At 73.4% G+C, this 18,931-nt stretch carries 17 protein-coding genes; 10 read left to right on the plus strand and 7 right to left on the minus strand.

Annotation, left to right across the window (positions count from 1 at the left end; genetic code table 11):
* The first annotated feature begins 516 nt into the window (after positions 1–516).
* The 6 genes from ACFYOU_RS04110 to serC all read left to right on the plus strand — a co-directional run bounded on the left by ACFYOU_RS04110 (position 517) and on the right by serC (position 6,953).
* A complete protein-coding gene (locus ACFYOU_RS04110; protein WP_391303409.1) occupies positions 517–2,745 on the plus strand; it encodes an ATP-binding protein in 2,229 nt (742 codons plus the stop codon).
* Positions 2,746–2,852: 107 nt separating this feature from the next.
* Positions 2,853–3,338 carry a roadblock/LC7 domain-containing protein gene (locus ACFYOU_RS04115; RefSeq protein WP_391303780.1) on the plus strand — a complete coding sequence of 162 codons (486 nt, stop codon included), beginning with the start codon at positions 2,853–2,855 and terminating at the stop codon, positions 3,336–3,338.
* On the plus strand, positions 3,335–3,694 hold the full coding sequence (locus tag ACFYOU_RS04120; RefSeq protein ID WP_389765738.1) for a DUF742 domain-containing protein: 360 nt from the start codon (positions 3,335–3,337) through the stop codon (positions 3,692–3,694). Before ACFYOU_RS04115 ends, ACFYOU_RS04120 begins: the two co-directional genes overlap by 4 nt.
* Positions 3,695–3,827: 133 nt before the next feature.
* Positions 3,828–4,436 (plus strand): ATP/GTP-binding protein, encoded by a 609-nt coding sequence (locus tag ACFYOU_RS04125; protein WP_391303412.1) that lies wholly within the window; start codon positions 3,828–3,830, stop codon positions 4,434–4,436.
* Positions 4,433–5,686, plus strand: coding sequence for a cytochrome P450 (locus tag ACFYOU_RS04130; protein WP_391303414.1), 1,254 nt, complete (start codon positions 4,433–4,435; stop codon positions 5,684–5,686). Before ACFYOU_RS04125 ends, ACFYOU_RS04130 begins: the two co-directional genes overlap by 4 nt.
* Positions 5,687–5,834: 148 nt before the next feature.
* Positions 5,835–6,953 carry a phosphoserine transaminase gene (serC, locus tag ACFYOU_RS04135; protein ID WP_391303416.1) on the plus strand — a complete coding sequence of 373 codons (1,119 nt, stop codon included), beginning with the start codon at positions 5,835–5,837 and terminating at the stop codon, positions 6,951–6,953.
* 79 nt (positions 6,954–7,032) lie between these two features.
* Here serC and ACFYOU_RS04140 read toward each other — a convergent pair whose 3' ends face one another.
* Together ACFYOU_RS04140 and ACFYOU_RS04145 are read right to left on the minus strand one after the other, a co-directional pair.
* On the minus strand, positions 7,033–7,914 hold the full coding sequence (locus tag ACFYOU_RS04140; RefSeq protein WP_391303418.1) for an ABC transporter permease: 882 nt from the start codon (positions 7,912–7,914) through the stop codon (positions 7,033–7,035).
* On the minus strand, positions 7,911–8,924 hold the full coding sequence (locus tag ACFYOU_RS04145) for an ATP-binding cassette domain-containing protein (RefSeq protein ID WP_389765746.1): 1,014 nt from the start codon (positions 8,922–8,924) through the stop codon (positions 7,911–7,913). The genes ACFYOU_RS04140 and ACFYOU_RS04145 overlap by 4 nt, the downstream gene beginning before the upstream one ends.
* 130 nt (positions 8,925–9,054) lie before the next feature.
* Between ACFYOU_RS04145 and ACFYOU_RS04150 the strand changes: the two genes are divergently transcribed.
* Entirely contained in the window at positions 9,055–9,822 is a 768-nt protein-coding gene (locus tag ACFYOU_RS04150; protein ID WP_391303421.1) for a TetR/AcrR family transcriptional regulator C-terminal domain-containing protein, read from the plus strand.
* A gap of 42 nt (positions 9,823–9,864) precedes the next feature.
* Here the strand turns inward: ACFYOU_RS04150 and ACFYOU_RS04155 are convergent, their stop codons facing one another.
* Entirely contained in the window at positions 9,865–10,872 is a 1,008-nt protein-coding gene (locus tag ACFYOU_RS04155) for a WD40 repeat domain-containing protein (RefSeq protein ID WP_391303423.1), read from the minus strand.
* Between the two features lie 123 nt (positions 10,873–10,995).
* On the opposite strand from ACFYOU_RS04155, the gene ACFYOU_RS04160 reads away from it, so the two are divergent.
* Complete coding sequence (locus tag ACFYOU_RS04160) at positions 10,996–11,751, plus strand: GDSL-type esterase/lipase family protein (protein WP_391303425.1); 756 nt, start codon at positions 10,996–10,998, stop codon at positions 11,749–11,751.
* Positions 11,752–11,862: 111 nt separating this feature from the next.
* Here ACFYOU_RS04160 and ACFYOU_RS04165 read toward each other — a convergent pair whose 3' ends face one another.
* A complete protein-coding gene (locus tag ACFYOU_RS04165) occupies positions 11,863–13,083 on the minus strand; it encodes a helix-turn-helix domain-containing protein (RefSeq protein ID WP_391303427.1) in 1,221 nt (406 codons plus the stop codon).
* Between the two features lie 266 nt (positions 13,084–13,349).
* On the opposite strand from ACFYOU_RS04165, the gene ACFYOU_RS04170 reads away from it, so the two are divergent.
* Positions 13,350–14,951 carry a protein kinase gene (locus tag ACFYOU_RS04170; protein ID WP_391303429.1) on the plus strand — a complete coding sequence of 534 codons (1,602 nt, stop codon included), beginning with the start codon at positions 13,350–13,352 and terminating at the stop codon, positions 14,949–14,951.
* A gap of 76 nt (positions 14,952–15,027) precedes the next feature.
* Positions 15,028–16,017, plus strand: a complete 990-nt coding sequence (locus ACFYOU_RS04175; RefSeq protein ID WP_391303431.1) for an aldo/keto reductase — start codon at positions 15,028–15,030, stop codon at positions 16,015–16,017.
* Between the two features lie 177 nt (positions 16,018–16,194).
* Here ACFYOU_RS04175 and thpR read toward each other — a convergent pair whose 3' ends face one another.
* The 3 genes from thpR to ACFYOU_RS04190 are packed head-to-tail and all read right to left on the minus strand — an operon-like array spanning position 16,195 to position 18,830.
* On the minus strand, positions 16,195–16,776 hold the full coding sequence (thpR, locus tag ACFYOU_RS04180) for an RNA 2',3'-cyclic phosphodiesterase (RefSeq protein WP_391303433.1): 582 nt from the start codon (positions 16,774–16,776) through the stop codon (positions 16,195–16,197).
* A gap of 43 nt (positions 16,777–16,819) precedes the next feature.
* Entirely contained in the window at positions 16,820–18,367 is a 1,548-nt protein-coding gene (locus ACFYOU_RS04185; RefSeq protein ID WP_391303435.1) for an MFS transporter, read from the minus strand.
* 25 nt (positions 18,368–18,392) lie between these two features.
* Positions 18,393–18,830 (minus strand): MarR family winged helix-turn-helix transcriptional regulator, encoded by a 438-nt coding sequence (locus ACFYOU_RS04190; RefSeq protein ID WP_387010770.1) that lies wholly within the window; start codon positions 18,828–18,830, stop codon positions 18,393–18,395.
* Positions 18,831–18,931: the final 101 nt, after the last annotated feature.

Raw genomic sequence — 18,931 nt, forward strand, 5'->3', positions numbered from 1 at the left:
GGCGGGACGTGCGGCTGACCACGGCCGTGCGACCGGTGGACGACGGGGAAATGTTCGGCGGACCCCGTCACCGGGGCATCACCCCCACCCCACGGGTCGCTCATGGCGCACACAAGAACCCCACAAGGGCGACTGTGGTGCAGACCAATTCCCTGACACGCCCCCGGGAAATCCCGTATTGCGCCGGTCGAATCTTCCCAATCGGATCAGGAACTCTCCTATAGTGACGGCAAGTTGAGCGCAGCGTGTTTCCTCCCGGGGCAGAGGGACACACCGGCCCACTCCTCACCCGCCTCAGCGGCCCACCACCTCGGGGCCCGACCCGCTGGGGACGCCCCCCGGGCGACGCCCCCACCCGTGGCGCCCGCCCGTGACGCACACCGGTGGCGGCCCCGCGCAGGCGCCCGCCCCAGGCCCATCCGCCCCTCGTCCCCCCAGCGCACGCGCCACCCGCACCACCCCCACTGACCAGCCCGTGGACTCGCCCACCGAGGACATGACCCGAGGACACGATTGATGACCGCGCCCCCGCCGCACGCGCGTCCCGCGACAGACCGGCCGCGCCCCGCGCCCGCGACCGACCGGCACCGCACGGCCGCGGCGCAGCCCCGTCCCCGCACCTCGACGTCCCCGCTCACCGAAGCGCCCCCGTCCCCCGCAGCGTCCGGGCCCCGGCCCGCACCCCCGTCCCCCGCGCCGCACCCCGCACCCCCGCCCGGCGGCGCCCCGTCCGCCCCGGCCCGCGCCTCGCGCCCCACCGCCCCCGGCCCCTCCGACCAAGGAGCCACCGCGCCCAGCAGCCAGTTCCCCGCCGCCCGACTGTCCTCGACCCCCCGGATATCCACGCCCCGGCGCACGCCGGGGCACCCCGGACCCACCCCGACGAAGGCGTCGCCCACCCCCTCGACAGCCAGCCCGTCGACGCCGTCGACGCCCGTCGCCGACGACGCGCCCACTCCGGCCCTCGCGGCCCACCCCGTCCCGTACCGGCTGTCCCACCCCACTCCCCCGGTCGGCACCACCGCCCCCCGCACGGCGCCCGGCACGGCGCCCGGCCCGGTGCCCGCGCGGCCCCGGCCGCTCGTCTCCGCCCTGTGCGGACTGCTCGCCCTGCTGCTCGCCGCAGCCGCCGCGGTCGTCGCCGCCCGGACCACACCCGCCGACGCCCGGGGCGCGGTCGCCCTGGGCGGTGCTGCGGCGGGCGCCCTGCTGCTGGCCGTCGCCCTCGCCCTCGTCCACCACGCCCTGCGCACCGCCGCCGTGTTGCGCGCCCACCTCGCCGCGGCGAGGGCCGAGACGGACCGGACCCACGACGAGGCCGCGTCCCTCGCCGACGACCTCGCCGGCGAACGCGCCCGGCACGGGGCGGAACTGCGCACCGAGCAGGCGCGCGCGGCCGCCGCGCTCGCCGCGGAACGGGACCGGCTGCACGGTGAACTCACCCGTGAGCGCGAGCGCCTGGCCGCGGAGACGGACCGCCTCGCCGAGCTGGCCGACCGCGCCGCCACCGATCGGGCCGCCACCCTCGCCGCCTGCGCGAACGCCGCCGGGCGACTCCAGGCCCTGGCCACCGGCACCCTCGCCGACCTGCGCCGCATGGAGGACGAACACGGCGACGAGAACGTGCTCGCCGACCTCCTCCACATCGACCACCGCACCGCCCAGACCGGTCGTCTCGCCGACTCGATCGCCCTGCTCACCGGCGCGCGCTCCGGCCGCCGTTGGGCACGTCCGATCGTGATGGAGTCGATCCTGCGCGGTGCGATGGGCCGCATCAGCGCCTACCAGCGGGTGCACCTCCACTCCACCAGCGAGACGGCCGTCGCCGGCCACGCCGCCGAGGGCGTCATGCACGCACTCGCCGAACTCCTGGACAACGCCGCGAACTTCTCCCCGCCGAACGCCGAGGTCCACGTGTACGTGGAGGAGGTGCCGGCCGGGGCGGTCATCTCCGTGGAGGACAGCGGGCTGGTCATGAGCGACCACCAACTCCGGCGCGCCGAACGGGCCGTGTCCGGCGATTCCTCGGAGCTGGGCGGCCTGTCCGGCAACCGGCTCGGGCTTGCGGTGGTGGGACGGCTCGCGCGCAAGCACGGGCTGACCGTCTCGTTCCGCCCCTCGGCGCGCGGCGGCACCGGTGTGGTGATGATGGTCCCGCGGGAGTTGCTGACCGGTCCGGACGCGGTGCCCGCACGGTACGCGGGGCTCCCGCCCGCCCGACCACCCGCGGACGAGACGGGGGCCGGCTACGCGGACGGCCCCGTACCCCTCGCGGACGGGCCCGCGCACCGGAGCCGACCGGAGCCGGCCCCCGCGGACGAGGTGCAGCCCGCCTCCGTACCGCCGCACCCGCTGTCGTTCTCGTACGCCGCCGCCCGCGCCCTGGCGGAGGACGGCGTGGACCCGGAGCCGCTGCCGTCCCACGGACAACCGGGCGCGGTCGAGGTCCGTCCCGGTCCCGACCGCCGGGACCCGGCGCCCGTCCGCGCGGCGGAGGCCACCGCCCGCCCGCAGCCGTTGCCCCGACGCCCCCGGGGCCGCACCCTGCCCGCCCCCGAGGCCCGGCGCGCCGAGGCCGAACGCGCCGGTGCGGCCGACCCCGTGGACGTCGCCGCCCGCGCAGCCCGTTTCAGCAGTTTCCGCGCCGCCGTGCGCCCCGCTCCCCCGACCCCCGACCCGGCGCCGGCGCCACCGGCGCACCAGGTCGACGGCCCGCACCACCAGGAAGGCGACACCACCCGATGACCGGCACCGCCCGTTCGCACCCGACCAGTTCCGCCGACGACGCCGAACGCGCGGGCTCCCTCCACGCGTTCGACGCGGCCTACCCGATGGCCACGTACCACGCGGGCATGGCGCACCAGTCCCCCGCGCCGGACGCCACGACCACCGTGGACGACACCTTCGCCTGGCTGCTGGAGGGGCTGCTCGCCCGCACCCCGGGCGCCCGGCACGCGCTGGTGCTGTCCCGCGACGGCCTCAAGCTGTGCCGCACCCCGGAACTCTCCGTGGACCAGGCCGACCAGCTCGCGGCCATCGCGGCGGGCATCCACTCGCTGTCCCACGGCGCCTCCGTGGAGTTCGGCGACGGCGGGGGCGGTGTGCGCTCGGCGATGGCGGAGTTCCACGGCGGGGTGCTGTTCATCGTGGAGGCCGGGCAGGGCGCCCACGTCGCGGTGATCGCCGACGAGGACGCGGAGGCCGGGATCATCGGCCACAACATGAGCGAACTCGTCGGGCAACTCGGCGCGCACCTCGCCCCCCAGGGCGGTGCGGTGGACGACGCGGTGGACGATTCCCGGGCCGCGGAGGGGCCGCGCACCGCGCCCGGCCAGTGAGCCGGCCCGGCCGGGACGAGGTACCGGACCGGCTCTACACGCTCACCGGCGGACGCAGCAGGTCCCCGACGGACACCCCGCTCGACCTGGTGACGCTGATCGTCGCGGAGTCCGCACCGCGTCCCGGGATGCAGTCGGAGCACGCGGCGATCCTGCGGATGTGCCGGCTGCCGATGGCGGTGGTGGAGATCGCGGCGGACCTGCGGCTCCCGGTGAGCATCACGCGGGTGCTGCTGTCCGATCTGCTGGCGGCGGGCCGGGTCAGCGCACGGCACCCCCGGCCGCCGGTGCCGCGTGAGAGCTTTCCCGATTTCGAACTCCTGGAGCAGGTGCTCGTTGGACTCCGAAGGATCTGAAGCATCCCAGGCGCGCAGACGTCCGTCCGCCCGTCGGGGCACCACCCCGCCGGGCCCGTACGCCACCGGGCCGTACGCCACCGGGCCGTACTCCTCCGGGCCGTACCCCTCCGGCCCGGAGGACCGTCCGGCGTTGGAACCGACCGCCGAGACCGGTCTGAAGATCGTGGTCGTCGGCGGCTTCGGCGTCGGCAAGACCACCCTCGTGCGTTCGGTGAGCGAGATCCGCCCGCTGACCACCGAGGAGACGTTCACCTCCGCCGGGGAGGAGGTGGACGACCTCACCGGGGTGAAGGCGAAGTCGGAGACGACCGTCGCCTTCGACTTCGGCCGCATCACGCTCGGCCCCCGCCACGTGCTGTACCTGTTCGGGGCGCCCGGCCAACCCCGGTTCTGGTTCCTGTGGGACCAGTTGTTCACGGGGGCGCTGGGCGCGGTCGTCCTGGTGGACACCCGGCGCGTCGACGACTGCTGGTACGCGATCGACCGGCTGGAACAGTCGGGCACGCCGTTCATCGTCGCCCGCAACGACTTCGGCGGGCCCCCGTACACGCCCCGGGAACTGCGGGAGGCGCTCGACCTCGACAGGGACGTTCCGGTGATCGACTGCGACGCCCGGTCGAGGGAGTCCGCGGCCCGGGTCCTGATCACCCTCGTCGAGTTCCTGACGACCCGGTTCGGTTCGTCCACCGGCCCGCTGGACGGCCCGTGGCCCGACGGGCGTCCGGGCGGTGCGCCGTGACGTCCGCGGTCCCCGGGGGTCCGCCCCCGGTCCCGCTGGGTCGGCTGCGGCAGCCCGGCGCCAGCGCCGCGCTCCACCACGAACTGCGCCGCACCCACGGACCGGTGGCGCCCGTGCTGCTGGACGACGGGGTGCCGGCCTGGCTGGTCCTCGGCTACCGCGAACTGCACCAGGTGACGGCGGACCCGCAGTTGTTCAGCCGGGACCCGGCGCTGTGGAACCGGCCGGGCACGATCCCCGACGGCTGGCCGCTGCCCCCGGACGTCGGACGGGACGTCCCGCCCGCCCCGCACACCACCGTCCTGCACACGACCGGGCCGCGGCACACCGAGCGGGCGGCGGTCATCGCGCACGCGCTCACCGCGCAGGGCCCGTACCGGCTGCGGGAGCACGCGGAGCGGTTCGCCGACGCGTTGGTCGACGGTTTCTGCACCCGGGGCGGGGCCGATGTGATCGGGCAGTACGCGGTGCCGCTGCCGGTCCGGGTGCTGGCGCGGCTGTTCGGCTTCGCCGAGGCGTCGGCCCCGGAGCTGGAGGCGGCGCTGAACGCCGTCGCGGGCGGGCGCGAGGGGGCGGTGGACGGACGGCGGCGGCTCACGGCGGCGGTCGGCGAACTGGTGGCGGAGCGTCGTCGGGCGCCGGGCGAGGACGTGGCCTCGCGGATGCTGGCCGATCCGGCGGGGCCGCCCGAGGAGGAGATCGCCCGGGACCTGACGCTGATGCTGATCGCGGGGCACCGGCCCACCACCGACTGGATCGGCAACTCGCTGCGGCTGATGCTGACCGACGAACGGTTCGCGGCCTCCCTGTCCGGCGGGCGCCGCAGCGTGGTCGAGGCGATGAACGAGGTGCTGTGGGAGGACCCGCCCGCGCAGAACGTTCCCGGGCGCTGGGCCGCGCGGGACACGGTGCTCGGGGGGCGGCACATCCGCGCCGGTGACCTGGTGGTCCTGGGCCTGGCGGCGGCGAACTCGGACCCGGAGGTGCGGGCCGACCGGGCCGCGCTGACCGGCGGCAACAACGCGTTCTTCTCCTTCGGCCACGGGGAGCACCGCTGTCCGTTCCCGGCGCGGGAGATCGCGGAGGTCGTGGCACGGGCGGGGGTGGAGGTGCTCCTCGACCGGTTGCCCGACCTGGATCTGGACCTCGCGCCCCGGGAGCTGACGCGGCGGCCGTCCCCGTGGCTGCGGGGGGTGTCCCGGCTCCCGGTCCGCTTCACCCCCGCGGCAGCGATCGGCCCCCGCCGCTGACCGGCACCCGTCGCGTACCCGCGTACCCGCGTACCCGCGTACCGGGGCGACCGTCGCGCACCGGGGTGACCGTCCAAGATCCGGAGATCGCGTCTCAGCCGCCGGACACCCGTCCCGGGAGCGTTCGGCGACGGGCTAGGCTCCGCACGTGGCTGAGATCCAGATTCCCGCTGACATCAAGCCCGCGGACGGCCGTTTCGGCGCGGGCCCCTCCAAGGTGCGGACGGAGGCGCTGGACGCCCTGGCCGCCACCGGTACGTCACTGCTCGGCACCTCCCATCGACAGGCCCCGGTGAAGAACCTGGTCGGCCGGGTCCGGGACGGCGTGAGCCAACTCTTCGACCTGCCCGACGGGTACGAGGTGATCCTCGGCAACGGCGGCTCCACCGCCTTCTGGGACATCGCGACCCACGGGCTCATCGAGTCCCGCTCGCAGCACCTCACCTTCGGCGAGTTCTCCTCGAAGTTCGCCAAGGCGGCCAAGCTCGCCCCGTGGCTCGGCGAACCGTCCCTGGTGACGTCGGACCCGGGTACGCACCCGCTGCCGGTCGCCGAGGCGGGCGTGGACGTGTACGCGTACACCCACAACGAGACCTCCACGGGCGTCGCGATGCCGCTGAAGCGGGTCGAGGGCGCCGACGAGGGCGCGCTGGTGCTGGTCGACGCGACCTCCGGCGCGGGCGGCCTGCCCGTCGACGTCCGGGAGACGGACGTCTACTACTTCGCGCCGCAGAAGTCCTTCGGTTCGGACGGCGGACTGTGGCTCGGGGTGTTCTCGCCGGCCGCGATCGAGCGCGCCGAGCGGATCCACGCCTCGGGGCGGCACATCCCGGAGTTCTTCTCGCTGCCGACGGCGATCGACAACTCCCGCAAGAACCAGACGTACAACACGCCGTCGCTGACGACCCTGTTCCTGCTGGCCGACCAGCTCGAATGGATCAACGGCCAGGGCGGTCTGGACTGGGCGGTGCGCCGCACCGCGACCTCCGCGCGGACCCTGTACGGCTGGGCCGAGGCCAGCAAGTACGCCAACCCGTTCGTGGCGGACCCGGCGCAGCGCTCCGCGGTCATCGGCACCATCGACTTCGCGGACGAGGTGGACGCCTCCGCCGTGGCGAAGGTGCTGCGCGCCAACGGCATCGTGGACACCGAGCCGTACCGCAAGCTGGGTCGCAACCAGCTGCGGGTGGCGATGTTCCCGGCGATCGACCCGTCCGACGTCGAGGCCCTGACGGCCTGCGTGGACTACGTCATCGAGCAGCTCTGACACCTGCACCTGCACCGACTGCGCCTCCTCCCGCCGAGCGGGAGGAGGCGCAGTCGCGTGGGGGCACGGGGCGGGGTCGTCAGCGGCTGAGTCGTTGGAAGCGGCGCACGGCCAGCGGCAGGAACACCGCAGTGAGCACCAGCGGCCAGACGACCGCCATCAGCAAGGCGTTCTGCTCGACCCAGGAGCCACCGCCGCCGACGGGGCTGCCGAACAGTTCCCGGGAGGCGGCGACGGTGGAGGAGATCGGGTTCCAGGCGGCGACATGTCCGAGCCAGTCGGGCATCAGCTGGGGCGCGACGAAGATGCTGGAGATCATCGTCAGCGGGAAGGCGACCGCGAACAGGCCGCCCGCGGCCTCCGGGTTCGGCACCATCAGCCCGAGCCACACGCCCAGCCAGATCAGGCTGAAGCGGAGCAGCAGCAGGAGCCCGAAGGCGCCGACCGCGCCGCCGATCCCGCCGTCGGGCCGCCAGCCCATGGCGAGCGCGGTGAGCATCAGGATCGTCAGTTCCGCGCAGGCCACGATCAGATCGGTGACGCCGCGGCCCGCGACGACGGCCGAGGGGGCCATCGGCATGGAGCGGAACCGGTCGATGACGCCCTTGGTCGCGTCGTAGACCACGACGGTGGCCGTGTTGATGAACCCGAAGGTCATCGTCATCGCGAACATGCCGGGCATCAGGAAGTCCCGGTAGTCGCCGCCGCCCGGCACCGTCATCGCGCTGCCGAACACGTACCCGTACAGCAGCACGGACAGGATCGGGAAGCCGAGCTGCCAGGCGATGTTGACGGGCTGGCGCTGGTAGTGGGTGAGGCCGCGGCGGACCACGTTCCAGCAGTCCGCGAAGACCCAGTAGACCCGTGAGTGGTCCACCGCGTCCGTCCCGCCCCCCGACGGGACGGGCGCGGCGGCCCCGCTCGTGGTGTGCTCCTCGGTGGTCACGGTGGTCGTGCTCATCGTCGACCGCCCCCCTTCGGCTCGTTCCGGTCGCCCCCGGCGTCCGCCGTCGACGGCTCCTGCTGCTTCTCGACGCGGTGTCCCGTCAACCGCAGGAACACGTCGTCGAGGCTGGGCCTGCGCAGTCCGATGTCCTCGACCTGGACGCCCTCGTCCTGGAGGGTCCGGGCGACCTCGGTGAGCGCCGCCACCCGGTCGATCACCGGGGCGTGCACCCGGCGCTCGGCCGCATCGGTCTCCGGCTGCCCCTCACCGACCCGGGCCACGACCTGCACCGCGTGCTCCAGGTCGGCGGCATCGGTGACGACGACCTCGATGCGGTCGCCGCCGACGGTGTCCTTCAGCCCGTCGGGGGTGTCGTCGGCGATGGCCCGGCCGCGGTCGATCACGGTGATCCGGGAGGCCAGCTTGTCGGCCTCCTCCAGGTACTGGGTGGTGAGCAGGACGGTCGTGCCGTCCGCCACCAGGGCGCGGACGGAGTCCCAGACCTCGCCCCGGCTGCGCGGGTCGAGCCCGGTGGTGGGCTCGTCGAGGAAGAGGACGTCCGGCGTGAGGATCATCGAGGCGGCGAGGTCGAGCCGTCTGCGCATGCCGCCGCTGTACTTGTCGACGCCCCGGTCGCCCGCCTCCAGCAGGTCGAACCGTTCCAGCAGTTCGGTGGCCCGGCGCTTGGCGCCGTTCCCGCCGAGGTGGAAGAGGCGGCCGAACATCTCCAGGTTCTGCCGGCCCGTCAGCACCTCGTCCACGGCCGCGTACTGGCCGGTGAGTCCGATCTTGGCGCGGACCGCGCGGGCGTCCTTCCGTACGTCGAGCCCGGCCACCGTCGCCCGGCCGCCGTCCAGCTTGACCAGCGTGGACAGGATGCGGACGGCGGTGGTCTTGCCGGCGCCGTTCGGCCCCAGCAGTCCGTGCACGGTCCCCCGTCGGACCGCGAGGTCGAAGCCGGCCAGGGCGTGCTTCTCGCCGTACCTCTTCTGTAGTCCCTCGGCCTGTACCGCGTACGTGCTCATGACCCCTCCACCCGTGACCGCGCCCGTTCGACCCGGCTCCGACACCGTGCCGTCCGGCTAACTGAGTACAGCGTACCTCATGTCGGGTACGGTGTACTCAGTTTTAAAGGGTGAGACTAAAATGCGCAGCATGGAGAGCACCGAGACCAGCGGCAGCGGCGACATCCAGCGCACTCTCGAACTGCTCTGGGAGCCCGAACGCAGGCCGAGCCGAGGGCCCAAACCGACCCTGACGGTCGACCGCATCGTGCTGACCGCGATCCGCGTCGCCGACGAAGAGGGCCTGGACGCCGTGTCGATGCGACGGCTCTCCACCGAACTGGGCACCGGCACGATGTCGCTCTACCGGTACATCCCCGGCAAGGCGGAACTCCTCGACCTGATGCTCGACCGGGTGCAGGAGTCCCCCCTCGACACCGAGGCGCCCACCGGGACGTGGCGGGACGCCGTCGAGGCCATGGCCCGCGACTCGCTCGCCCTCTACCAGAGCCACCCCTGGCTGCTCCAGGTCAACCAGGTGCGCCCCGTCCTCGGACCCGCGACCCTCGCCACCATGGACCAGGTGCTCAGCCGGATCCGTCCGATGGGCCTCACCGACCCCGAGCTGCTGTCCGTGATCATCATGGTCGACGGTTACGTGTCCGGGGTCGCCCGCACCAACGTCCACGCCGTGGAGGCGGAGAAGCGGACGGGCCTCACCGACCAGGACTTCTGGGCGGCCCAGGCCCCCTACCTGGAACGGGTCATGAAGAGCGGACGCTTCCCCGTGATGGCGAGCCTGTCCGAGGACACCTTCGGCATGGACTTCGACCACTTCGCGTTCGGGCTCCAGCGCATCCTGGAGGGCCTGGAGGTCCTGGTGGAACGACGGGCCGCGGCGCGGGCGGCCGACGCCTGAGCCCGCCCACCACCTGCCCGAGGGGAGTGGACGGGCCCCGGCTCAGCCCTTGCCGCGGCGCAGCCGCCGCACCCCGAACACCGCCACGAGCAGCACGACGAGGAGGGCGGCGCCCTGGGTGAAGCCCCCGCCGTCGCCCTCGCCGCCGTCGCCCGCGGCGGAGCCGTCCGAGCCGTCCCCGTCTCGCCCGCCCCCGGACCCGCCGGGCGCCTTCCGCGGCTCCACGTCGCTGCCCAGCCCCTCGGACCCGTACAGCAGCGTCTTGCCGTCCGGGGTCCAGGTCAGGGACTCGCCCTGGCGCTGGAGCGGGATGCGGAGCCGGTCCACGCGCTCGGGCTTGTCGCCCTTCCAGTCGTAGAGGACGCCGCCGAGGTAGCCGCGCAGGGCGAGCTGCCGACCGTCCGGCGAGAACGCCCCGTCGGTGACCCACAGGTCGATGTCCGAGACCCGGCGGAACACGTTGGTGCCCGAGGGCGACAGCTTCGCCGGCCCCGCGTACAGGGTGGCCCCGTCGTCCTTCTTGTCCGTGATGTAGACCCGCCCCGTCTTCGGGTGGACCATCAGCGCCTCGGCGTCCCGGGGCCCGTCCGCGTACTTGACCACGTACTGCGTGGCCTTCACCGTCCGGTCGACCAGCTTCTTCGGCTCCGGCACCTTGTAGACCCACACGTGGTTCCAGGTGCCGCCGAGGTTGTCCCCGATGTCGCCGACGTACAGGTTCCCGTCCGGGCCCAGCGAGATCGCCTCCACGTCGCGCGGGCGGCCGACCCCGGTCAGGGTGAGCGTGGCGACGGTCTTGCCGCTGCGGGCGTCCACCGCGTACAGGAACGCGCCGTCGTCGCTGTCGTTGTGCGTCCAGTAGATCCCCGGGTGCTGGCGGGACGCGGCCAGCCCGCTGGACTCCTTGATCCGGGGGTCCTCGATGGTGAACCCCTCGGCACCGACGTCCCCGGCCGAGGCGGGTCCGGCGGCGGAGACGGGTCCCGCGGTGAGCACGGTGGTCAGGACGGCGAGGCAGGCGGCACCGGCCACCGACGAAAACGAACGCATGCCCTCAAGACTGCCACCCCGCAGGGCGGTTCACTCCGGCCGCCGGCAAACACCGTCCCGGCACACCGCCCGGGTGCCGGACCTCACACCCCGCCCCACCTGCCCATCGGCGATGATGAGCGGATGCTCAGGTTCATGTGCGTCGGAGATTCGCAGACCATCGGGAGCGCCGGCGAACACACCTGGCGCTACCGCCTGTGGGAACACCTGCGGGACACCCTCGACGCACCGTTCCGGTTCGTGGGCCCCCGCGAGACCCTGTACGACACGGCGCAGGACGCCCCCGTCTCGCTGGAGTACCCCCCGGACACCGCCCCCGCCTTCCCCCGGGCGCACCTCGCCGGCTGGGGCGAGGGCTGGCTGCACATGGCCCCGCTGATCCGCGAGGCGGTCACCGCGCACCGCCCGGGCGTCCTGCTCGTCTCGCTCGGACTGATCGACCTCGGCTTCTACACCGACGCCGACCAGACCGCGGCGAACGTCCGCGCCTTCGTCACCGAGGCCCGCGCCGCGAACCCGCGCGTACGGTTCCTGATCCTGCCCGTCATCCCGAACGTCCGCGCGCAGACGGACACCCCCTTCGGCGCCGAGCTCGCCCACTTCAACGAACTCCTCGCGAAGACCGCCGCCGACCTGGACACCCCCCGCTCCCCCGTCCTGCTCGCCGCGCCGCCCACCGACTACGACCTCGCCACCGACACCCACGACGGCACCCACCCGGGCGCCTCCGGCGCACACAAGCTGGCCGCCGCGTTCGCCGGTGCCCTGCACGAGGAGTGGGGCTGGGGCGAGCCGTACGCGTCCGCCGAGGACTCCCGCGGGGCGGGGAGCACGGGGTACTCCGGCCACGCGGAGCACTGGGGTCACTCGGGGTGGTGAACGGCTCCGGCACGGTCCCCGCGGCCGACGGGGCCGGGACGGCCACCCCGGCCGGGACGGCTACCCCGCACTGAGGTCCCGCACCGCCGCCTTGCGCCTTGACGTCGACCGCTACTTCTGGACCCCGAACCAGGTGGCGAGGCTGCGCAGTTCCTCCGTCGTGCGGCGGTACTTGTGCGTGAGGACGCGGGCGGTCTCCCGGGCCGTCGGGTGGACGCGGGTCAGCTCGGGGGCGAGGCGTCGCGCCTTCTGGAGGTGCCTCAACGCGTCCTCCCGCCGGTCCAGGTCCACGTGCGCGCGAGCCACCGCCACATGGTGGTGCCCCTGCCGGGTACGCGCCATGTCCGAGGGGAAGCGCAGCCCCCGGGCCTTGCGCACCGCGTCCTCGGGCCGCTTCAACTCGACCGAAGCGGCGACGTCGTGCACCGCGACGTTCGCCGGCCCGAAGGTCATGTGGTAGTGGAGTTGGTCCCGCCCACCGGGCACCCGATCGCCCAACCGGCGCGCCTCGGCCAGGTGGTGCTCCGTGCCCGCCTCGTCGCGCGCCAGCGAAGCGAACGTGGACTCACGCAGGTGCAGGCTGCCCAACAGCGCGATCCGCGGGAGCTCGGCGCCTCCCGCCACGTCCGCAGCGCCCTCCAACTCCGCCCGGGCCGCCGCCAGTACACGTAGCCCGCCGTCGTAGTCACCGAACGCGTCGAACGAGTAGGACCGCGTCCACTCGGCCAGCGCCCGCATCAGCGAATCTCCCGACAGCCCCGCGGCCCACCGCATCCGGTCTTCGAGCTGTCCGATCAGATCGCTGTACCCGAGCCGATGGGCCAGCCCGTGCGCCATGTAGTAGGCGGACGCCAACAGTCGTGCGTGCACCCGTCGTTGCCGCCCGGCGGTCAGGTGCACCCCGGCGGTCAGCTCCTCAAGCAAACCCGGGAGCACCGCACCGAGCTGGGCGTACCGCGCCGCTGCGCGATGGGCGGCGGCGGTCTGCACGTCCCGTGCCAGCTCCTCCATCGGCCTCGGCTCCGTGTACCAGTCCGCCGGTAGGTCGAACCTGCGCACCGCCGTGCGGATGCCCTGGACGGGGGCGTGCGTACGTTGCTCCGTGGGCGTTTCGGCCCGGTACGGCTGTCCGGTCAGCTCCTCGACCGGGACCCGCAGCGCGCGGGCCACCGCGATCAGGAAGCCGTGCGTGGGCAACCGCTCCCCCCGCTCCACCTTGCGCACCGCACCCAGGGACACGTGCGCCTCGGTGGCCAGCCCCGCTTGCGTGTAGCCCGCCAGTTTCCGGTTCGACGCGATCCGCGCGCCGACGCGTTCCTCCTGCTGGGACATGGGCCCCTCCGATCCCTCTCGCCAGTAACGGTACCCCTACGGAACGTCACGCCGAGGTGGTGCGGCGACCCCGAGTCCCGGAGGAACAGGCCCCCCTCCCCCCCCGTCAACGACGGTTCCGTCCACGTCCGTTGCCCGAGGGGACGCGACGCTCAGGGCGATCGGAATGACCTCGGACGTTCCGACCCGTTCCGGCGCGCTTGCGATACATACTTCTCTCTGCACACGCCACGTCCCGTGGGCTCCGGCGCCTGAGAGGAACCCCTATGACCGCCCGTGTCCTCCCCGCCCTCCCCGGAGACCCGACCCGCATCGGCCCGTACCGGATCGTGGGCCGTCTGGGTTCCGGTGGCATGGGCACCGTCCACGCCGCCCTGGACGGCAGCGGGCGCCGCCTGGCGGTCAAGGTCGTGCACCCCGCCCAAGCCGAGGACGAGGAGTTCCGTGCGCGGTTCCGGCGCGAGGTGGCGCTGACGAGCAGGGTGAGCGGGCCGTGTCTCGTGCCGGTGTTGGCCGCGGACTGCGACACCGAACGGCCGTGGCTCGCCACTGCCTACATACCGGGCCCGACGCTCCAGCGTTACGTCACCGCACACGGACCCGTCGAGGGCGCGACGCTGCACGCCCTGGCCGTGGGAACCGCCGCCGCGCTGGCAGCCGTCCACGAAGCGGGCGTGATCCACCGGGACATCAAGCCGGGCAACGTGATCCTCTCCCCCGACGGTCCGCGTCTGCTCGACTTCGGGATCGCCCACGCCCTCGACGGAACGTCCGTGACGCGCACCGGCGTACTGACGGGGACCCCGGGGTGGATCAGTCCCGAGCAGTACCGGACCGGCGCCGTCAGTACCGAGTCGGACGTGTTCTCCTGGGGCGCGCTCATCGCCTACGCCGGCACCGGACGTCACCCCTTCGGAACCGGCGCGCCGGACGCGGTCGCCTTCCGGGTGATGTCACAGGACCCCGATCTCTCCGGCCTCCCCGACGACCTACGGCTCGTCCTGACACGCGCCTTGGCGAAGGAGCCGGAGGACCGACCCGCCGCACCCACCCTGCGTGAGGACTGCGTACGGCTCCTCGAAGCCCAGGACACGCACGTACTGCCTCGGCAGGGCGCGTCACCCACGCCCGTCGACGACCTGGTGACGGACGGTTGGCACCCGGTTCCCCTCCAGCAGGCGGAAGCCTGGCCCGCGCCCGGGTCATCGGGCAGAGCCCGCCGGTTCACCCTCGTCGGTGCCTCGGCGATCGGCCTGTCAGGCGTCGTGGCGGGCGCCGTCTTCGCGTTCCCGCCCCAGAAGGAGCCCGCGTCCCGGGGCGATCGAACGTCCCCCACCACCACAGTGGCGCCCGCGGCGTCCGCCTCCTCGTCTCCGCTCGGAACGGTGCCGAGCCCCGCGGCCACGGTCGCCGACGACCGCGCCACGGCGGCCGCTCCCCCCGCAGAACCGCAGCCGGCCTACACCCGCAGTGACCGGGCGGAGCCCAGCCTCCAGGAGTGGTCGGACGCCCGCGACGCCATGACGGCCTCCGAGCGGAAGATCGCCGCCTCCCTCTCCGAGGAGACGAGCGAGTCGTTCCGCAGGGTCCAGGAACCGCCGGACGGTCTGCACGTGACGTTCAACCCCGAAGCCCAGACGATGTTCCTCACCATGGGCCCCCTGGTGAACACCGGGGAGGAGGGCCTCGACCACACCGATCTGCGACGCAGCATCATGTTCGCGGGGTGCACCCAGGGAAACCACAAGCTGCGCACCGACCTCACCTGGCCCTACGGACGCGTGGTCGTCGTGCACCGCGAGTCCATGGCCAGCCCCGTGGTCTCGGACTATCGCGAAGTCGTCAACATCGCCCACTGCCGGGTCTGACCCGCCCCGCCCCGTCGACGCCCCGCGGCACGGCGCCCTTGCGGGGAGCGGCCCCGACCGCGTTGGCTGGTGAACCATGGAGTACACGCAGCTCGGACGCACGGGACTCAAGGTCAGCAGGCTGGTCCTCGGGACGATGAACTTCGGCCCCTACACGGACGAGGCCGACAGCCACACCCTCATGGACGCCGCGTTGGACGCGGGCGTCAACTTCTTCGACACGGCCAACGCGTACGGCCGCGAGCCCAGGGGCCGCACCGAGAGCATCATCGGCAACTGGTTCGCGAAGGGCGGGGACCGCCGGGACAAGGTCGTCCTCGCGACCAAGGTCTACGGGAACATGAGCCAGGACCCCGGCACCGCGTGGCCCAACCACGACAAGCTGTCCGCGCTCAACATCCGGCGCGCCGTCGACGCCAGCCTGAAGCGCCTCCGGACCGACTACCTGGACCTCTACCAGTTCCACCACATCGACCGGAACACCCCGTTCGAGGAGATCTGGCAGGCCATCGACGTCCTGGTGGCCCAGGGCAAGATCCTGTACGCGGGTTCGTCCAACTTCCCGGGCTACAAGATCGCCCAGGCGAACGAGGCCGCGGACCGCCACGGCCGGCTGGGGCTCGTCAGCGAGCAGTGCATCTACAACCTGTTCGAACGGCGCGCCGAGATGGAGGTGATCCCCGCCGCCCGGGAGTACGGCCTGGGGGTCATCCCCTGGTCACCGCTGCACGGCGGGCTGCTCGGCGGGGTGCTGCGCAAGGAGGCCGAGGGCGGTCGCCGGGTGTCCGGCACGGCGGCCCAGGCCCTCGCGGACCCGGCGGTGCGGGAACGGATCGGGGCGTACGAGGACCTCGTCGACAAGCACGGTCTGGAACCGGGTGACACGGCCCTCGCCTGGCTGTTGACCCGCCCCGGGGTCACCGGCCCCATCGTCGGCCCCCGCACCTCCGAACAGCTCGTGTCGGCGCTGCGGGCGGCGTCCCTGGAGCTCCCGGACGACCTGCTGGAGTCCCTGGAGTCCCTGTTCCCCGGCCCGGGCCCGTCCCCGGAAGCCTTCGCCTGGTAACGCTCACCGCGACCCGCGCACGCCGGAGCCGCCCGCGCGCAACCCCGCACGGGCGGCCACCGCCGGGGTACGGCTCGTTACCCGCCGACCGCCGAGGCGACGGCGACGACGAGGAACATCACGACGAGCACACCGGCCATGATCCGGTTTCGGGTCTTCGGGTCCACACCCCCGAGCCTAACCGGCGGCGCCGAGGGGCAGGGCGGCGACCGTCTCGTACCGGGGCCGCGCCCCGGGCACGCCGCCGGTGGGCAGGTTGCTGCGGGCCAGCGTCAGCTCGCGCACCGTCCACGCCGCACCGGCGAAGTCGGCGAGCCCGTCGAGGTACGGGGCGAGGTCGACGCCCGCGGCGGCGCCGTCCCGGTTCCGGGCGAGCGAGAGGTGGGGGCGGAACCGCCGGTGCTCCCGGAGCGACAGCCCGGCCCGGCGCCCCGCCGCCTCCGCCCGGTCGGCCAACAGCCGCAGCGCCCGGGTGTCGCCGCTCACCCCGGCCCACAGAGACCGTCCGCCGAAGGTGCCGGACCCGGTGAGCGCCAGGGTGAACGGTTCCGAGCGGTGTGCGCCCCGGGCGAGCCGTTGCGTCAGCTCGGGGACGGACTCCTCGGGCACCTCGCCGTAGAACGCGAGGGTGAGGTGCCAGCCGGGCCGTCCCGTCCAGCGCAGCGACTCGTACCCGGGCAGGCCCCGCAGCGCGTCGACCGCCCGGCCGAGCTCGTCGGTCACGGAGGGCGGGGGCAGTACGCCGGCGTAGAGTCTCATGCGCCCCAGTGTCGCCGGCCCGGCCCGCCTCCGGAACGGGCGCTCACGCCGCGGTGGCCAGCTCCCGTCGGGGCACGAACCGGACGTGCTGGTGGCCGCGGCGCAGGTCGACCTGGACGCGCAGCCCCGCGGCGCGGGCCAGCATCAGCCCGACGAACAGGGCGGACACCGCGCAGACGAGGCCGCCGACCGCGAAGCTGAACCGCACCCCGTACGCGTCCGTGAGCCAGCCGAACAGCGGGCCGCCCAGCGGGGTGCCGCCGACGAAGACCATCATGTACAGGCTCATCACCCGGCCGCGCATCTCGGGGTCGGTGGCGAGCTGCACGAACGAGTTGGCGGTGACGTTCACGGTCAGGCCCAGCATGCTGATCGGCACCAGCAGCAGCAGGAACGTCCACAGCGACGGGGCGAACGCCGTCACGATCTGGAGGGCGCCGAACAGCACCGCCGCCGCGACGAGCATCCGCAGCCGGGTGCTGGCGCGCCGGGCCGCGAGCAGCGCGCCGACCAGCGAGCCGAACGCCATCAGGGTGTTGAACAGTCCGTACATGCCCGAGCCGCCGTCGTAGACGTCGTGCGCATAGGCACTCAGCCAGATCGGGAAGTTGAAGCCGAACGTTCCGACGAAGCCGATCAGGACGATCGGCCAGATCAGCTCCGGGTTCCGCGAGACGTACCGCAGGCCCTCGCGGAGTTCGCCCTTGCCGCGCGGCCGGCGCGGGGTGGGGTGCAGTTCGGAGGTGCGCATCAGCGCCAGTCCGAGCAGTGGCGCGAGGAACATCAGGCCGTTGGCGAGGAACGCCCAGCCGGGGCCGAAGGCGGCCGTCACGACGCCGGCGACCGCGGGGCCGACCAGCCGTGCGGACTGGAAGTTCGCGGAGTTCAGGCCGACGGCGTTGCGGACCTGCCCGGGGCCGACCATCTCGGAGACGAACGACTGCCGGGTCGGGTTGTCGACGACGGTCACCAGTCCGGTGAACAGCGCCGTCATGTACACGTGCCACACCTGGACGTGTCCGCTCAGCGTGAGGGCGGCGAGGAACAGTCCGCCGAGCCCCATCGCGCCCTGGGTGAGGAAGAGCACGGTCCGCTTGGGGAAGCGGTCGGCGATGACCCCGCCGTAGAGGCCGAACAGCAGCATCGGCAGGAACTGCATCGCCGTGGTGATCCCGACGGCGGTCGAGGAGCCGGTGAGGCTGAGGACCAGCCAGTCCTGGGTGATGCGGGCCATCCAGACGCCGACGTTGGCGACGACGGCGCCCATGGCGAACAGCCGGTAGTTGCGGATGCCGAGGGAGGAGAAGGTGCCGCCCCGACCGCGGTCCGCTCCGGCGGCCCCCGTGGGCTCGGTGGCCTTGACCAGGGACACGGGTGCCCCGTCGGCGGCATCGGCGGCGGGCCGCTGCGCGTGGGGGGCGGGGGCGGTACGGGATATGAGTCGTCCGGCGGCGGGCCGGCGCGACGGTCGCCGGATCCGGAACCCGAACCTGCCTGCACGGGCGGGGGTGCGTCGGGTACCGGGAGGAGCGGCGGGGTCGGAGTGGGTGTGCGGTGCGGGGGCGGAGTCTGCTCCGGATCCCGTACTCAAAAAGATTCGCCTCCTCGGCTCGGTACTACAGGTGTGCGAGCTTCTCCAGTACGGGGGCGGCGGCGCGCAGCTTGGCTCGTTCGTCCTCGTCCAGGCCCTCGACCAGACCGGCCAGCCAGGCGTTGCGCCGGCGGCGGCTCTCTTCGAGCATGGCCTCGGCCTGCTCGGTCTGGGTGACCACCTTCTGGCGGCGGTCGTCGGGGTGTGGCTCCAGCCTGACCAGGCCCTTGGCCTCCAGGAGCGCCACGATGCGGGTCATCGAGGGCGGCTGGACGTGCTCCTTGCGGGCCAGCTCGCCGGGGGTGGCGGATCCGCAGCGGGCGAGGGTGCCCAGCACCGACATCTCCGTCGGGCTGAGCGACTCGTCGACCCGCTGGTGTTTGAGCCGCCGGGACAGTCGCATGACCGACGAGCGGAGGGCGTTGACCGCCGCCGCATCGTCGCCATGGGTAAGGTCAGGCATGTTGTTAGCGTAACTCATTACCTTACCTAAACACCACTGTCTACACGGTGATCCCGGACACGCCGCCTACTCGTCACCCGTACGGGTGAGCGCATGCCGGA

The sequence above is a fragment of the Streptomyces sp. NPDC005955 genome, from assembly GCF_042871255.1.
GTDB lineage: Bacteria > Actinomycetota > Actinomycetes > Streptomycetales > Streptomycetaceae > Streptomyces.

Excerpts from the sequence above, each read along its gene's own strand:
- ACFYOU_RS04110 (WP_391303409.1), top strand. The coding sequence starts at position 517 with ATGACCGCGCCCCCGCCGCACGCGCGTCCCGCGACAGACCGGCCGCGC.
- ACFYOU_RS04115 (WP_391303780.1), top strand. The coding sequence starts at position 2,853 with ATGGCGCACCAGTCCCCCGCGCCGGACGCCACGACCACCGTGGACGAC.
- ACFYOU_RS04140 (WP_391303418.1), bottom strand. The coding sequence starts at position 7,914 with ATGAGCACGACCACCGTGACCACCGAGGAGCACACCACGAGCGGGGCC.
- ACFYOU_RS04145 (WP_389765746.1), bottom strand. The coding sequence starts at position 8,924 with ATGAGCACGTACGCGGTACAGGCCGAGGGACTACAGAAGAGGTACGGC.
- ACFYOU_RS04150 (WP_391303421.1), top strand. The coding sequence starts at position 9,055 with ATGGAGAGCACCGAGACCAGCGGCAGCGGCGACATCCAGCGCACTCTC.
- ACFYOU_RS04155 (WP_391303423.1), bottom strand. The coding sequence starts at position 10,872 with ATGCGTTCGTTTTCGTCGGTGGCCGGTGCCGCCTGCCTCGCCGTCCTG.
- ACFYOU_RS04160 (WP_391303425.1), top strand. The coding sequence starts at position 10,996 with ATGCTCAGGTTCATGTGCGTCGGAGATTCGCAGACCATCGGGAGCGCC.
- ACFYOU_RS04165 (WP_391303427.1), bottom strand. The coding sequence starts at position 13,083 with ATGTCCCAGCAGGAGGAACGCGTCGGCGCGCGGATCGCGTCGAACCGG.
- ACFYOU_RS04170 (WP_391303429.1), top strand. The coding sequence starts at position 13,350 with ATGACCGCCCGTGTCCTCCCCGCCCTCCCCGGAGACCCGACCCGCATC.
- ACFYOU_RS04175 (WP_391303431.1), top strand. The coding sequence starts at position 15,028 with ATGGAGTACACGCAGCTCGGACGCACGGGACTCAAGGTCAGCAGGCTG.
- thpR (WP_391303433.1), bottom strand. The coding sequence starts at position 16,776 with ATGAGACTCTACGCCGGCGTACTGCCCCCGCCCTCCGTGACCGACGAG.
- ACFYOU_RS04190 (WP_387010770.1), bottom strand. The coding sequence starts at position 18,830 with ATGCCTGACCTTACCCATGGCGACGATGCGGCGGCGGTCAACGCCCTC.